This is a genomic window from Afipia felis ATCC 53690, assembly GCF_000314735.2.
Lineage (GTDB): Bacteria > Pseudomonadota > Alphaproteobacteria > Rhizobiales > Xanthobacteraceae > Afipia > Afipia felis.
This window is the reverse complement of record NZ_KB375270.1, coordinates 3,595,232-3,608,342: the sequence shown is the minus strand read 5'-3', so window position 1 is coordinate 3,608,342 and position 13,111 is coordinate 3,595,232. Positions and strand designations below refer to the sequence as shown.

Below are 13,111 nucleotides of genomic sequence, written 5' to 3'. Positions count from 1 at the left end.
AGGTCTCCAGAGGCAGGGCCGCCCGGAATGGACGGCCCTGTCAGAGCCGGATCAACGAAGCTTGACGTCGGCAAGCCGCAAACTTTCGTCGGCGCGCGGCTTCCAGTCCAGCTTGGCGTTCACACCATAGAGGTCGATCTGCTGATGCATGAAGAGCCAGGCGGCCTTGTCATGCACCATGTTGTTCAGCTTCTCGTAGAGCTTGTTGCGCTTGTCAGCGTCCATTTCCTGGCGCGCTTCGACAACAAGAGCCTGGATTTCCTTGTCGTCGAAGTTCGACACTGGCTCGCCTGCGCCGAACTGCGGCGTCGCCCACTGATCGGGGTCCATGCTGGGGAGCGCCCAGCCCAACATGTATATTGGCGACACCTTATGTGTAGTGAACATCTGGGCGTAGTTGCCCCACTCATGGACCTTCAGATTGACCTTGATGCCAACCTCACCGAGTTGAGCCGCAACGATTTGCGAAATGTCACGATCCATCAGGTAACGGCCGTTCGGCGTGTCCATGTCGATGGAAAAGCCATTCGGGAAGCCGGCTTCCGCGAGCAGTTGCTTGGCCTTTTTCGGGTTATAGTCATAAAGCTTCGATTTGAAGTCCACGCCGAGCAGACGCAAGATATGGCCATTGACATCGCCAGCGCGGATTCCGTTGTCGAGCAACAAGCTCTTGACGATTTCGTCGACATTGACGGCATGATTGATCGCCTGCCGGACGCGCTGATCCTGCAGCGGACCGGGAGCAGTATTCACAAGGCCAAAAAACAGCACGCGGGCGCTCGGAACACTCGCAACCTGTAGGCCCGAAGCCTTCTTGATCACAGCGATATAATCCGGCGGCAAGTTTGTGATGATGTCGACATTCTTTGCCTGCAGAGCAGCAATACGTGCGGCAACATCTGGAATGGCGCGGAACTGCGCTTTCTTGACCTGTGGCGCGCCAGCCCAGTAGTTTTCGTTCGCATCGAGGTCAAGAAAATCACCCCGCACCCATTTACCGACCTTATAGGCACCGGTTCCCACCGGATTAGCAGCAATGCCCTCAAGCCCGACCTTGTCGAAGTAAGTCTTCGAGACAATGTTGATCAGCGTTAGGCGCGCGGGCAGAACAGGATCCGGCACCGACGTCGTCAGCCGGACGGTGTAATCGTCAACGATATCGACGGACGACACCGTGTTGATCCAGCCACGCTGCGGCGAACGTTCTTCCTTGTTGAGCACGCGATCGAGAGAGAACTTGACGTCTTTTGCACTGAACGCATCGCCATTGTGGAATTTCACATTCTTGCGAAGCTTCAGCTCGAGCACCGTATCGCTGATGCGGTTCTGCGATTCGGCGAGTGCGGGAACAATCTTCAGATCGGAATCGCGCGCAAGAAGCGCGTCATAGATGTTGGCATTGGCGTTGATGGTCGGCACGGTGACATCCCGATGAGGGTCGAAACTCACCGGGTAGACGCCTTGCGCTACCACGACACGGCCATCCGGGCCCGCCGAAGCACTGAGCGGGGCAAGCGTCATGGCAGCGAGGCCCAAACAGGCCATCCACTTATTAAAAGCAATCATGGTTGTTATTTCCCCTCGTATAGACCTTGCGTTTACACCCTTAACGAAGCAATTCTTGTGCCAGCCCCTAACCATTTAGTTCCGAATGGGACTTGTTTGATTTTTCGTAGCTCCACCTAATTAGTTCCATTGTGAACTAATTCGATATCATGTTATCAATTTGGTCAAGCCCATGCCCCATCCGATGATCTTCATAGATAATCCGACACCGTTTGCGATCCGCGTGAACGTTCTCACCAACCGCTACGTCACCACGCTGGGGGCGATGCTCGAAAAGGAATACGGGCTCCAATGGCACGAATGGGTGGTGGTGTTCTGTATCGAGCTACGGGAGGGATGGACCGCCACTGACATCAGTCATGCGATAGGACGACCGAAGAACACGATCAGCCGGGCCGTGCATAAGCTGCAGAAAATGGGGCTTATTTCGCGGACATCGCACCAGGCCGATGCGCGTGTTCAGGTGCTTGCCTTAACCGCGAAGGGGAAGCGTTTTTACACGAAGATGATGCCTCGCCTGCTGGTTGTGGAACGCAGCATCTATGGCCGCCTGAATGAGAAGGAGCAGGCTCAATTCATCAAGCTCCTCAATAAGCTTCACGACGTCAAACCGGCCCGCGTCAGTCGTAAAGAAGGAACAGATTGAGTGTCTCAGTTCGTCCATGACCCAGGCGATATAAGCGCGATCCGATCCAGCTTTGTATCGGGCGCTTCCGATCCGGTGCGCTTTCTTGAAACGATTCTGCAGCGCGCGGAGGCGGTCGAGCCACATATTCATGCCTGGCTGTCGCTGGACGTAGAGGCTGCGCGGTGTCAGGCACGCGCGTGTAGCGACGAAATGCAGCAGGGCATCAATCGCGGCCCGCTGCACGGCGTTCCTGTGGCGATTAAGGACGTCGTCGATATCGAAGGGCAACAAACCCGGGCGGGGACGGCAAGCCGCGAGAACAGCGCGCCGGCCACCCTGGACGCGAATATCGTGGCGATGCTGCGTGCGGCAGGCGCCATTATAATGGGCAAGGTGCATACAACCGAGTACGCCTATTTCGAAGGCCCGCCTCCGACACGCAATCCGTGGCACGCTTCTCATACCCCTGGCGGATCTAGCGCAGGCTCAGCTGCCGCGGTCGCGTCCGGCACGGCCGTTTGCAGTATCGGCACTCAAACGGCTGGCTCCGTGGTGCGCCCCGCCGCCTATTGCGGAATCGCAGCATTCAAGCCGACCACGCAAGACCTTTCTACTGCGGGCCTGACCCAGCTTGCACCGAGCTTCGACACTGTCGGGTGGTTTGGCTATCGGATGAACGATGTCGCCACTATGAGCACCGCGCTTCAACCGCAGCGTTATAAGCATACGCGCACTCCCCACCCGCTACGCATTGCGATGCTAGAAGACCCATTGTTCACGGACGCGGATGCCGCGGTACGTGAGAGTCTCGGCAAGATCAGCACGCAGCTCTGCGAGGCCGGACACCAGATGACATCCCACAAGTCCGCCGTCGATCTGGCGACGTCCCTATCACTACATCAGACCGTTCTCGAGTACGAGTTGTCCCACATCTACGGCGGGCTGGAGACCACGCATCCCGACAAGGTGTCGGAAGCCTGGCTTGCCGCCATTATTCGCGGAAAGACGATAAGGGACGGCACTTATGCCGACGCGCTGCATCGCATTCTGCAGATGCAACTCACATTCTGGGACGCCTGTACCGATATCGACGTCGTGATCGCCCCGGCTGCTCCGGATATTGCGCCCGAAGGCATGAAAACCGGCGATCCGCGCTACATCATTCCCTTTACCGCGCTTGGCGGGCCGATCGCCACCGTACCTGTAGGGCTGGCGCCATCCGGATTGCCACTCGGCGTCATGCTCTGCAGCCGGCCGGCGACCGACGCTACGCTGCTAGGTCAGGCGTTGTCGATCGCAGGTGTGATTGAGATGCCCCGCCCTTAGGTTGAGCTTCATCGAAATCGGTTACAAAAGAAACGAAAGCGCCACCTCGCAGCGGTCCTCGACCTTCATCGTTAGCAGGTCGTCAGCGCGTGTTCGGCCGAGATTGACGGCAGCGATCGGAATGCTGAGTTGAGCGGCCGCCTGGCAAACCGAAAGCCTGAATAGACCATCAAAGACGATCCCACGACCAGCATAGCATCAGCCTGCTTCAGGCTTTCAATAACCCGCGTCACATGGTCTCGAGGGACGCTTTCGCCGAAAAACACGACGTCCGGCTTCAAGATGCCGCCATATGATCGGCAATCAGGCACGGCGAAGCGCGAGAAGTCCATGTGGTCGACCTCGGCATCACCATATGGACTCACCGGGTGTTACAATTTAAGGGGCAACAAGTCTGACATCGCCCGGGATCAAGCTGAAGTAATTGTTTTCTTGTGATTCCGATGCCTCTGGTGAAAGACTCCGCCAAAATCTGCGCTTCTTCAGATACCGCCATACCAGTCGTAGCCACTGTCTTCCCCATAGCCGCCACGGCCACCCCCGATCATCGCGAAAGAAGATACCAGTTCGATCCTCGCGAGGTACTTCGGCATCTTGTAGCCAAGTTGACGTTCAACGCGCGCACGCAGCGGCGCACCGTTCTCGACCGGCAGCGGTTTGCCGTTCAGCCCATAAGCCAGGATGGTTTGAGGATGACGAGCATCGATCAGATCGATGGAGCCGTAATATTTGATGTCTCCTGATTGGTCACGGTCCATCGTGTCGAGACAATGAAACACGACATAACGGGCCTCAGGCTTCACCTTTGCCTGATCGAGCACCAACACCAGTGGCGTACCGGTCCATTTGGCAATACAACTCCAGCCTTCCACACAATCGTGGCGAGTGATCTGAGTGCGAGCGGGCATGGCCTGAAGCTGACGGAGGCTCAGCGATAACGGCTTCTCCACCAGTCCCGTCACTTCCAATCGCCAATCGGCGAAGGCATTAGACAGCAGAGACTTGTACGTATCGTCGTCCGGCGCGGTGACGCCGTTCGGCCGCATTGGTTGCCGGATGTCGCTTTCGGAAAATTCCGGCGCCAAGGCGTCGCGCGTCAGCAGGCGCTGGGCGCGATGCGTGAGGCTGTTCGCTCCTTCGAGGAACGAACGCAATCCGTTGCCGACGCCAAGATGGTCGTCGAAGGCATCGCAGCCACCAAGCAGAAAACCGGAAGCGCCGATGCTGGCTGCGGTAAGGAATTTGCGGCGGTTGATGAGGACTTTTGCCATGTCAGGTGCTCCTTTCCCCATCGCCGCTGGGTTGGTCGGCACGATACCAGCCGGTGATGATCGAGCGCAGCTCATTGATTGGCCCCGCCGCCAGAATCATCAGCATATGAACAATGAAGAACAACACCAGAAGCACCATCACGGAGAAATGGATGGTGCGCGCCGTCTGCCGCCCGCCAAGCACCTCGTTGAGCCATGGCAAGATCGAATCCATCGACGGCGACATGGCAAGACCGGTGAGGATCATGAGCGGCAGGGCAAGAAAAAGAACGCCGGCATAAGCAAGCTTTTGCAGCGTATTGTACTCGCGCGCGTGGTGGAATTTCAGACGCAAATGGGCGGCCACATCGCGGGGCAGATTGCGGATATCAGTGCCACGAGGGATAAGATCGCGGCGAATATGGCCGTTGATGAAACCGGCCAGGAGCCATGTCAGCAGCGTTGCGCTCAACACCCAGGCGAAGAAAAAGTGGATCACCCGCGCCGTGCCGAGATCATAATACGACGGGATCGTCGCCCACGACGGAAATGCGCGGGCGCTTTCCCGACCGGCCGGTCCCGACCAGCCGAGCACGCCCGTCGTGTCGAAGGTGTGGCCGAAGATTCTCGTGAAGCCACGCGGGCCGCTCTTGGTGTCTTCAGCCCCAATCTGGAGGATGGTGTTGTCGTAGCCAAAACCGGATTCCTTGCCAACATAGAGTTGTGGCCGGGCATTGAATATCTGCAGGCCCGACAGAAGCATGAAGAATAATGCGAATGCCCACAGCCAATGGGTCAGCCGCGTCCAGAACGATTGACGATAGATCAGCCGCCCCATGATCGTTCCCTCCCTATGAAAGGAAGACGACCCGCCAGTTTGAAAACCGGCGGGCTGTTAGCTTAATGAGCGGCCTTCGTTCCGTTGGATTTCATGGTGTCATGCTTCATCGCATCACCCTTCATAGCGTCACCCTTCACGGCGCCGCCCTTCATGGCGTCGTTCTTCATCGCATCGCCTTTCATGGCGTCCGACTTCATCGTATCGGGCTTCATGGTGTCATGCTTCGTCGTCTCCTGTGCGAACGCCGCCGGTGTCAGGACAATGCCGGCCAGTAGGGCGAGGGCCGGCAGGAAAACGACGTTTTTGCTGATGGTCATTGCGATACTCCTGTTTGTTCTGGCGCTTGCTGCGCTAACCTGAGAGAATTCGGCTGAAGCAGAAAAATGGTTACATCGATCACGCCCATGTGATCGTCCCGGTGTGCATGTAACCTTATCCATTCTCCCGGCGAAGACTCCGATGAATGAGAGACAACACACGCTGCCCCCTTCAAACGAAGAAAGGTTAAAAGCCTTGATGCTGCTGGCACTGGAGGGCGAGGAAGCGCCTTACAGGGCGCTTCTCAACAAACTGTCACGATTTCTGAAATCTTACTTCGCGCGGCGCATCTATGGCAGCGCGCTCTCTGAAGTTGAGGATCTTGTGCAGGAAACGCTCCTGGCCGTTCACCTGCGGCGGATAACTTATGATCGAGATCTGGAATTGCTGCCGTGGGTAAATGGCATAGCGCATCATAAACTGATCGATCACCTGCGCCGCCAGCGCCGTCGCGCCACCAGCCCTCTCGATGATGATCTTCCCGCGGCCTGCGAAACGGACGCGGCGGAGGCGCGCGTAGACGTCGATCGCATGCTCGACGGCGTTTCCGGACGAACGGCCAAGCTGATCCGCAAGGTCAAGATAGAAGGCCAGTCGGTCGACCATGCCGCGCGCGCAAGCGGCTTGAGCGGGAGCGCCGTCAAAGTGGCTATCCACCGCGGACTGGCGTCACTCGCCCATCGGTTTGGAGGCAAGGAAGATGACAGATAACCTGATCGACAGGCTGACTGCCGATCTGAAGCCAATTGCGCCGCAGGCGATGCACGCGCTGTTTCTGCGCCATGCCGGGGTTGGCATTACCGTCGCGGCAGCTATCACTTTATTATTGCTCGGTCCCCGTCACGACCTGGCGCTGGCGACGACGACATTGGCATTCTGGTGCAAGCTTGGATACGCGGTCTCGTTGATCGCCATTCTGGTCCGTGCCCTCCCGGCCTTATCGCGTCCATTGCAGGCCCAATTGCCATGGCCTGCAATAGCCCTTCCTGTCTTGGGCCTTGCTGGCATCGCAGCACTTCAATGGAGCATTACCACTCCTGATCAACGAGAGATGTTGGCCTGGGGCACGACAGCCTTAGTATGCCCGTGGCTGATCGTCCTTATTTCTCTGCCGCTACTGGCCTCGCTTCTCGCAACGATGCGCAAGCTGGCACCCGCTAACCCATCGCTTGCCGGACTTGCTGCAGGCCTTACCTCGGGCGCGACCGCCGTATTCATCTACTCATTTCATTGTCCGGAGCCCGGCGTTCTCTTCATCGTGCTCTGGTACACGCTTGGCGTTCTGGGCGCAGGGCTTTTGGGTATGATTAGCGGACGGTTGTGGTTGCGCTGGTAATTTTGGAGAGCGAACCTCCCGCAGCAAACCTTGTCAGGCTTGTCGCCTAGCCTGGATGAATAAACCAATTGAATGTATTTACTCTAAGCAAAGATCGTTCCACTCATCGCGTCTATAAAGCTTCCCTCGCCGCGATACCTGCCGAGGACCCCTTCAAGCGCTCGATCATCCATCGCCCGGCCGGGCCCGGAGGTTCGCCTTCGTGGAAAGCCGCCGGCCGATGCAGGCACCGATTTCATCATTGCCCGGGACGGTAAGATTGCCGCCGTTTATCTGTTTTTTGATGACCTTCCACATTGAACACTGGAACCCTCGCCATGCAGCGTTGTCGAGGCACTGCATCTGTAGCGGCCCGGACTGCTGTCGAACATGCGTTTGAATGCGAGACTGAAGGTGGTGCCGGACTCATAACCAATGATTGCGACGTTCCAGCGCCAGCAATGAAGCGCTTAGTTCAAAAGCTCAATATGCTGGCCCGGCGCCGACAATGGCGACGTCATAGACCTTGCTGGCGTCCACCGGCCGCACAAGGCCGACACAGCGGGCAAGTTCGTTTTCGCTCGGATTGTGCAGCAGCTTGCCGTTCGGAGTGGGAATGATCGGCAGATGGTGCGGATCAATGTGGAAACGCTCGATCAGAGTTCTGGCGCAAGGATCGGCGTCGGAATCGAGTGCGCGATGCGGGAGGCCGCTGCGGGCCTGAGGCACATCTCAATCTGCACCACGCGTCGTGCCGTATGGGCGACGGACCTGCATTGCGATTCGAGTTGGCTCCGCTTCGCCTGACGGGAACAATATCACGCCATCACTGCACGGTCGGTACGGCATCATCGGTTCAGATGATGCCCCCGCAAGCGCAAGCGCTTACTCCTGTCGAGGCATCACAGGAGGCGATCATGACCAAGCTCGCAGTTTATACAGAACAGCACCGTCGGGGACCGACTGAGTGGCTTCCGGGCGTGCTCATCATCGGTGGCGTGTTAGCCGTGGCGCTGATCGGTGCGACCTTCCACACGCCGCAATCCGGATCAATGGGCGCAGCCGTAGCGGCGAAGGCTTTTGTCGATTCACCCCGGCCTGCTGCCGCTCCAGCAGTCGCAACCATGACGATCGTTCCGACGGATGCGCTTGGAAATGACTTGTCCTGGTCACCTCTGACCGGTGATGGCTCGAACTGAACGAGAGGTTCGCATTGACCGCAATTGTGCAGGCAATTTTGTGCGTCCTTCGTTCGGCCAGAGACGAACGACGAATTGGTAGAGGATGGAGACTTAGCTCGATTGCGTTTTATGGCTCGATCCTGGTCGAACTGATTGCGTTCGCCGCTTTGAGCCCACCGCCTCACGCCAGCTTGAGCTCCGCTGATCTTCCCGCTCGTTTTTCCAATGCAGCCAAGTCCGATGAACCGCCTCAGAGAAAGCTGGTACCATAGCGCAATCAGCGGTCCATTTTGTGCGCATGGCGCAGGCACCTCGTCGAGACATAGCGGACTCTGACAAGCCGTCCGCCCGGCAGATTTATGGTTCACGCCCTAGTGGGGAAAGCCAAGTCGCAGGAAGACCGCAGACCGCGGGGACGAAATCCGGGTTTGCGTTCGTGTATGGGGTGGGTTCGGGATTTCGCTGCGCTCAATCCGGGGCACTGGATTGTTTCGAACCGGGCAATCCCCGGTGCTGCCAAAACGACGACCCTTCGCCGAAGCCATCGGCCCCGAGCCGCGCTTCATGCCACTCACGGTCCTGCTGGCGGACGAGCGCGCGGTACTGCTGCGGTGGCAAAGGATCCACAGTCAACCAGATCATCAAGACAGCGAAACAGGCCAAGCCATATGCCGAGTGGATCATCGAAACGATTAAGCAGAACAGCAAACCCGGTGAGAAGGTATTAGCCGTGGTTCACAAAGGATTGCTGGATCATGAATACCTGCCGAACGGTCATCGAGACTTCAATCACCCGTTTGATCTCGAGGGACGAATGGTTTGTTTCATCCATTGGGGATCAGGGATAGGCTCCAACCGATGGAAGGACGCTGGCGCGGTCTTCCTGTTCGGTGAGTTTCACGTTCCCAAGCGAGCCATGGTCGGCACCAGTTTGGGATTGCGAGCGCAACGAGCCACGTCGTCTGCATTGGCTCCGTTCCAAAGTCCAAACCCCAAAGGTAAAGAGCTGGCGGGAATACGAGAAGGCCATCTGCTGCGCTGGATGAAACAGATTGCGATGAGAGGTAATGCCCGGAATATCGACGGGCAGGGAAAATGCGGGGAGCAAAGACTCTATGTCACGGGCGAGTTTGAAAGACTCATCCAGTATAAAGACATCATGTTCCCCGGCGCCCAGCTGACAATCCAGCGAACACCGGAGCAGACCAAGCAGCAAGGCGTGAAAGGACTTGTCTCTTTCCTCTACACCACAGAAGCATCAGAGATAACCACTCTGGAAATCCAAGAGCTCACCGGTGTCTCGCTCCAGAAGAACATGAGTCGGTATCTGTCCTACCCTATCGTTCAGCAAGCCTTGCGGGACACGGGCCGCACCTTCGATGTGCGCCGCGGACGAGGAAACCGGGGGCGGTTCGTTCGCAGTGCGGCCCTTCGCCCCACATCAGTCCATGGCCCACAGCAGTTCAATGCTGATCCAGCTTGCTCAGAATTCTCGATCGCATCGCATGGCCATATCGTAGAAGCATCCTCGCATCCTTGTGGCCACTCTGGCTCGCCACCTCTGGCATTGATAGACCAATCTCAAAGAACCGACTGATAGCTTCATGCCGAATGTCGTGGAAGCGAAGGTTGTGGCCATCCAACCCAGCTCGTGCCCTCACCCTCCGCCAAGCGCATTTGGCAGCCTGTATGGTCATCGGGAATAGCCGCCCATCCTTGTCAGACTCGCCAATCAGTCTGGAAAGAATGTTTACTGCTTCTTGGGTCAGAACGATGGTCCGCGCCTTGTTGTTCTTGCCGGGCGGGACAAACAACTCGCGACGCTTGAGACTCACATGCCGCTCGATAATCCGTAGCATCTCGCTCCGGCGCATTCCCGTTTCCCTGCCCAGTCTCATCATAGGCTCGATCAGCGGATTACGAGCGGCCTCCACTGCTGCAATCAAACGTTCCCATTCCTCGTCTTCTATGCGCCGCTCTCGCGCATCGTCCTCGTTTTTCAACCCCATGGCTTGCACGGGATTGACCGGTATGGGCAAAGCCCACTCCTTGTAAGCAATCTTGAACATGTTCTGGATCGGATTGAGCTGCCGACGCAGCGTATTGACCTTGACCTCTTTCAAGCGCTCATCGCGATAGCGGCTGAAATCACCCACGGTCAGATCCGACAGCCGCTTTTTACAAATGTCGTGACGCAGGAAGGCATTGAGCACGACGATCTCCGACGCTGCGGTTTTCTTGCTCGGAGTAACCTCGTCGCGATATCGGATCACCAGTTCGGCCAGAGTGATCCTAGCAAGCTGCTTGATATTTGGAGGCAGTTCAGCCCTGTCGGCCTTCAGTTCCGTGTCTCTTGCCCATAACTCCGCGTCCTTCTTGACGAGAAAGCTCTTGGAGACAGCCACGCCATCGCGGCGGACACGCACCTGCCATTTGCCGCGGTGCTTGCGGATTGAAGCCATAAACATCTCCTGCTGAGTGGGACCAATTTGGGACCAGCAGAGATGTTGAAGATCGTCAGAGAACCGAGAGCCCGAGGAAATCCGCAGCAAACTCATTCGCTTACGGGGTGGTGGGCGCGACAGGGATCGAACCTGTGACCCCTTCCATGTCAAGGAAGTGCTCTCCCGCTGAGCTACGCGCCCGGTCCAACCGGTCCATCTGTTCGGGAAGCCGATCCTATATCGGCTGACGCAGGCGGTGGCAAGGCACGTTCACAGCCTTGCCCACGCCCAAGATCTTCTGGTCCAGCAGCCTCAGGCCGCCAGCATCTTGTTCACTTCGCTCACCAATTCGCGCAGATGCACGGGCTTGGCCAATACCTTGGCGTTCTTCGGGGCCTCCGAATCGGAATTCAGCGCCACCGCGGCGAAGCCGGTGATGAACATGATCTTGATGTCAGGGTCGAGCTCCGACGCCCGGCGGGCGAGCTCGATGCCGTCCATTTCCGGCATCACGATATCGGTTAGAAGCATTTCAAAGGGCTCTTCGCGCAACCTCTGATAGGCTGACAGCCCGTTGTCGTAGGACGAGACCTGAAACCCGGCGTTCTCCAGGGCCTTCACCAGAAAGCGGCGCATGTCGTTATCGTCTTCGGCCAAGAGGATTTTATGCTGGATATTCATGGCAGGCAGGCATCCGGGTTGGATTTTCGGTTGGTTCCCCCATCTGACCGACAGAGGGTAAATTTCGGGTGAAGGTGCCCTCGCTCTTGCCCGAATGGAAGCCTTTATGGACAATCGCGATACTATAGAGAAGGGCGTCACGCCCGGCCACCGCGCCGGTGCATGGCTGCCTGAGGGAGTCCAATGATCGACGAGTTTGACGACGCAATTTCCCCTCCGTTCGAAATTCACGAACCGGAGACGTGGCGCGCCCCGATCATCTTCAACTCGCCCCATTCGGGCTCGGTCTACCCGGCTGAATTCCTCGCCGCGACGCGCATCGACCATGATGCGCTGCGCCGGTCGGAGGATTCCTTCATGGACGAGATCGTCGGCCACCTCGCCGACGAGGGCTTTCCGGTCATGCGGGTGCATTTCCCGCGCTGCTATGTCGACGTCAACCGCGAACCCTATGAACTCGATCCCCGGATGTTCGACGACCGGCTGCCGAGCTTCGCAAACACCCGCTCGATGCGGGTCGCGGGCGGATTGGGCACCATTCCGCGCGTCGTCGGCGACGGGCAGGAAATCTACCGTGAACGCCTTGCGGTGGACGAGGCGCTGGCGCGGATCGACCTGCTCTACAAGCCTTATCACCGCGCGCTGCGGCGACTCGCGACCAAGGCGCAGCAGATGTTCGGCTACGCCATTGTCGCCGATTGCCACTCGATGCCTTCGATCGGCGTCTCGCGCGAAGACAAGCGCCGCCCCGATGTCGTGCTTGGCGATCGCTACGGCACATCCTGCGCAGGCATGCTCGCTGACGCGGTGGAAGAAACCTTCGCTGCACTCGGCTATAGCGTCGGCCGCAATAAGCCTTATGCCGGCGGCTTCATCACTGAGCATTACGGCAATCCCGCAAGCAGCCTGCACACGATCCAGATCGAGCTCAACCGCGCGATCTACATGGACGAGCGGCGGCGCGAACGCGGCCCGCAATTCCGGAAAGTCGCGGCCGACTTCTCTGCTCTTGCAGAAGCACTGACGGCGCTGCGCTTTGATTCCTCCGGCCCCTTCGAGGCGGCGGCGGAGTAACTCCGGGCTCCCTTTCGACGCGACTGGCCTTTCGGCCCGTTCTCCCGGCTCGCTTATGCGAGGCGCATGGATTGGTGCGACCGGCACCAAGGACATCGCCGGAAAACATGCGGGCAAGAAAAAAGGCCACCCGCAAGCGAGTGGCCTAAGTCTAGGGAGGAAACGCCCAAGGAGGGCAGCAACAGCGCATCGCGCTATTGCACCGCATCAATATGCATTGCAACGCAACTGAATTCAAGTCCATTTTCATTATTTGCCATGCGATATACGCATATCAAAACAGCAAAACTGCACGAGAGTTCCAGATAACGGCTCTGTGATTTCAATCGGTTATAATGTTAACCGCGCCGCCCGGCCGCTAAGCCTTAGACCAAATTATGAATTTAAAAGTCAGTTTTATGACAGTCATTCATGTTGCAGTGCTTGAATAGAATCTTCGATCAGAAATTGTCTACGGCACGGATTCTTTTGCTTCTCCGCATCGGCT

At 57.7% G+C, this 13,111-nt stretch carries 13 protein-coding genes, 1 tRNA gene and 1 pseudogene; 6 read left to right on the top strand and 9 right to left on the bottom strand.

All coding sequences use genetic code 11. The features are described from left to right. Nucleotides 1-51: 51 nt before the first annotated feature. Entirely contained in the window at nt 52-1,566 is a 1,515-nt protein-coding gene (locus HMPREF9697_RS17240; protein ID WP_002718524.1) for an ABC transporter substrate-binding protein, read from the bottom strand. Between the two features lie 172 nt (nt 1,567-1,738). Between HMPREF9697_RS17240 and HMPREF9697_RS17235 the strand changes: the two genes are divergently transcribed. After that, complete coding sequence (locus HMPREF9697_RS17235; protein ID WP_002718523.1) at nt 1,739-2,212, top strand: MarR family winged helix-turn-helix transcriptional regulator; 474 nt, start codon at nt 1,739-1,741, stop codon at nt 2,210-2,212. Next, entirely contained in the window at nt 2,213-3,520 is a 1,308-nt protein-coding gene (locus HMPREF9697_RS17230; protein WP_002718522.1) for an amidase, read from the top strand. It begins immediately after the preceding gene. 21 nt (nt 3,521-3,541) lie between these two features. On the opposite strand, the pseudogene HMPREF9697_RS17225 reads toward HMPREF9697_RS17230, so the two are convergent. The 4 genes and pseudogenes from HMPREF9697_RS17225 to HMPREF9697_RS17210 form a co-directional block, all read right to left on the bottom strand. Beyond that, nucleotides 3,542-3,882, bottom strand: a pseudogene (locus tag HMPREF9697_RS17225) (Sir2 family NAD-dependent protein deacetylase); the annotation flags it as partial. A 120-nt stretch (nt 3,883-4,002) separates the two neighbouring features. Beyond that, nucleotides 4,003-4,791: a molybdopterin-binding protein gene (locus HMPREF9697_RS17220; protein WP_002718520.1), complete on the bottom strand. Its 789-nt coding sequence runs from the start codon at nt 4,789-4,791 to the stop codon at nt 4,003-4,005. 1 nt (nt 4,792) lies between these two features. Further along, a complete protein-coding gene (locus tag HMPREF9697_RS17215; RefSeq protein WP_002718519.1) occupies nt 4,793-5,608 on the bottom strand; it encodes a cytochrome b/b6 domain-containing protein in 816 nt (271 codons plus the stop codon). Nucleotides 5,609-5,670: 62 nt separating this feature from the next. Further along, nucleotides 5,671-5,928, bottom strand: a complete 258-nt coding sequence (locus HMPREF9697_RS17210; RefSeq protein ID WP_002718518.1) for a pentapeptide MXKDX repeat protein — start codon at nt 5,926-5,928, stop codon at nt 5,671-5,673. 199 nt (nt 5,929-6,127) lie between these two features. On the opposite strand from HMPREF9697_RS17210, the gene HMPREF9697_RS20600 reads away from it, so the two are divergent. Together HMPREF9697_RS20600 and HMPREF9697_RS17200 are read left to right on the top strand one after the other, a co-directional pair. Then, nucleotides 6,128-6,640 carry a sigma-70 family RNA polymerase sigma factor gene (locus HMPREF9697_RS20600; RefSeq protein WP_002718517.1) on the top strand — a complete coding sequence of 171 codons (513 nt, stop codon included), beginning with the start codon at nt 6,128-6,130 and terminating at the stop codon, nt 6,638-6,640. Further along, nucleotides 6,630-7,265, top strand: coding sequence for an NrsF family protein (locus HMPREF9697_RS17200; protein ID WP_002718516.1), 636 nt, complete (start codon nt 6,630-6,632; stop codon nt 7,263-7,265). Before HMPREF9697_RS20600 ends, HMPREF9697_RS17200 begins: the two co-directional genes overlap by 11 nt. A 462-nt stretch (nt 7,266-7,727) precedes the next feature. Here HMPREF9697_RS17200 and HMPREF9697_RS17195 read toward each other — a convergent pair whose 3' ends face one another. Further along, a complete protein-coding gene (locus tag HMPREF9697_RS17195) occupies nt 7,728-7,973 on the bottom strand; it encodes a hypothetical protein (RefSeq protein WP_040308001.1) in 246 nt (81 codons plus the stop codon). A gap of 188 nt (nt 7,974-8,161) precedes the next feature. On the opposite strand from HMPREF9697_RS17195, the gene HMPREF9697_RS17190 reads away from it, so the two are divergent. After that, entirely contained in the window at nt 8,162-8,443 is a 282-nt protein-coding gene (locus HMPREF9697_RS17190; protein WP_002718515.1) for a hypothetical protein, read from the top strand. 1,445 nt (nt 8,444-9,888) lie between these two features. Here the strand turns inward: HMPREF9697_RS17190 and HMPREF9697_RS17180 are convergent. The 3 genes from HMPREF9697_RS17180 to cpdR all read right to left on the bottom strand — a co-directional run bounded on the left by HMPREF9697_RS17180 (nt 9,889) and on the right by cpdR (nt 11,550). Next, a complete protein-coding gene (locus HMPREF9697_RS17180) occupies nt 9,889-10,887 on the bottom strand; it encodes a tyrosine-type recombinase/integrase (protein WP_002718513.1) in 999 nt (332 codons plus the stop codon). Between the two features lie 108 nt (nt 10,888-10,995). Next, nucleotides 10,996-11,070, bottom strand: a tRNA-Val gene (locus tag HMPREF9697_RS17175). A 111-nt stretch (nt 11,071-11,181) separates the two neighbouring features. Then, nucleotides 11,182-11,550, bottom strand: a complete 369-nt coding sequence (gene cpdR, locus HMPREF9697_RS17170; RefSeq protein WP_002718512.1) for a cell cycle two-component system response regulator CpdR — start codon at nt 11,548-11,550, stop codon at nt 11,182-11,184. Between the two features lie 183 nt (nt 11,551-11,733). Here cpdR and HMPREF9697_RS17165 point away from each other — a divergent pair, with 183 nt between their 5' ends. Next, nucleotides 11,734-12,624, top strand: coding sequence for an N-formylglutamate amidohydrolase (locus tag HMPREF9697_RS17165; RefSeq protein WP_002718511.1), 891 nt, complete (start codon nt 11,734-11,736; stop codon nt 12,622-12,624). Nucleotides 12,625-13,111 lie beyond the last annotated feature (487 nt).

Bases quoted from the DNA above. Each gene is read 5' to 3' on its own strand.
- HMPREF9697_RS17240 (WP_002718524.1), bottom strand. From the start codon at position 1,566: ATGATTGCTTTTAATAAGTGGATGGCCTGTTTGGGCCTCGCTGCCATG.
- HMPREF9697_RS17235 (WP_002718523.1), top strand. From the start codon at position 1,739: ATGCCCCATCCGATGATCTTCATAGATAATCCGACACCGTTTGCGATC.
- HMPREF9697_RS17220 (WP_002718520.1), bottom strand. From the start codon at position 4,791: ATGGCAAAAGTCCTCATCAACCGCCGCAAATTCCTTACCGCAGCCAGC.
- HMPREF9697_RS17215 (WP_002718519.1), bottom strand. From the start codon at position 5,608: ATGGGGCGGCTGATCTATCGTCAATCGTTCTGGACGCGGCTGACCCAT.
- HMPREF9697_RS17210 (WP_002718518.1), bottom strand. From the start codon at position 5,928: ATGACCATCAGCAAAAACGTCGTTTTCCTGCCGGCCCTCGCCCTACTG.
- HMPREF9697_RS20600 (WP_002718517.1), top strand. From the start codon at position 6,128: ATGCTGCTGGCACTGGAGGGCGAGGAAGCGCCTTACAGGGCGCTTCTC.
- HMPREF9697_RS17200 (WP_002718516.1), top strand. From the start codon at position 6,630: ATGACAGATAACCTGATCGACAGGCTGACTGCCGATCTGAAGCCAATT.
- HMPREF9697_RS17190 (WP_002718515.1), top strand. From the start codon at position 8,162: ATGACCAAGCTCGCAGTTTATACAGAACAGCACCGTCGGGGACCGACT.
- HMPREF9697_RS17180 (WP_002718513.1), bottom strand. From the start codon at position 10,887: ATGGCTTCAATCCGCAAGCACCGCGGCAAATGGCAGGTGCGTGTCCGC.
- cpdR (WP_002718512.1), bottom strand. From the start codon at position 11,550: ATGAATATCCAGCATAAAATCCTCTTGGCCGAAGACGATAACGACATG.
- HMPREF9697_RS17165 (WP_002718511.1), top strand. From the start codon at position 11,734: ATGATCGACGAGTTTGACGACGCAATTTCCCCTCCGTTCGAAATTCAC.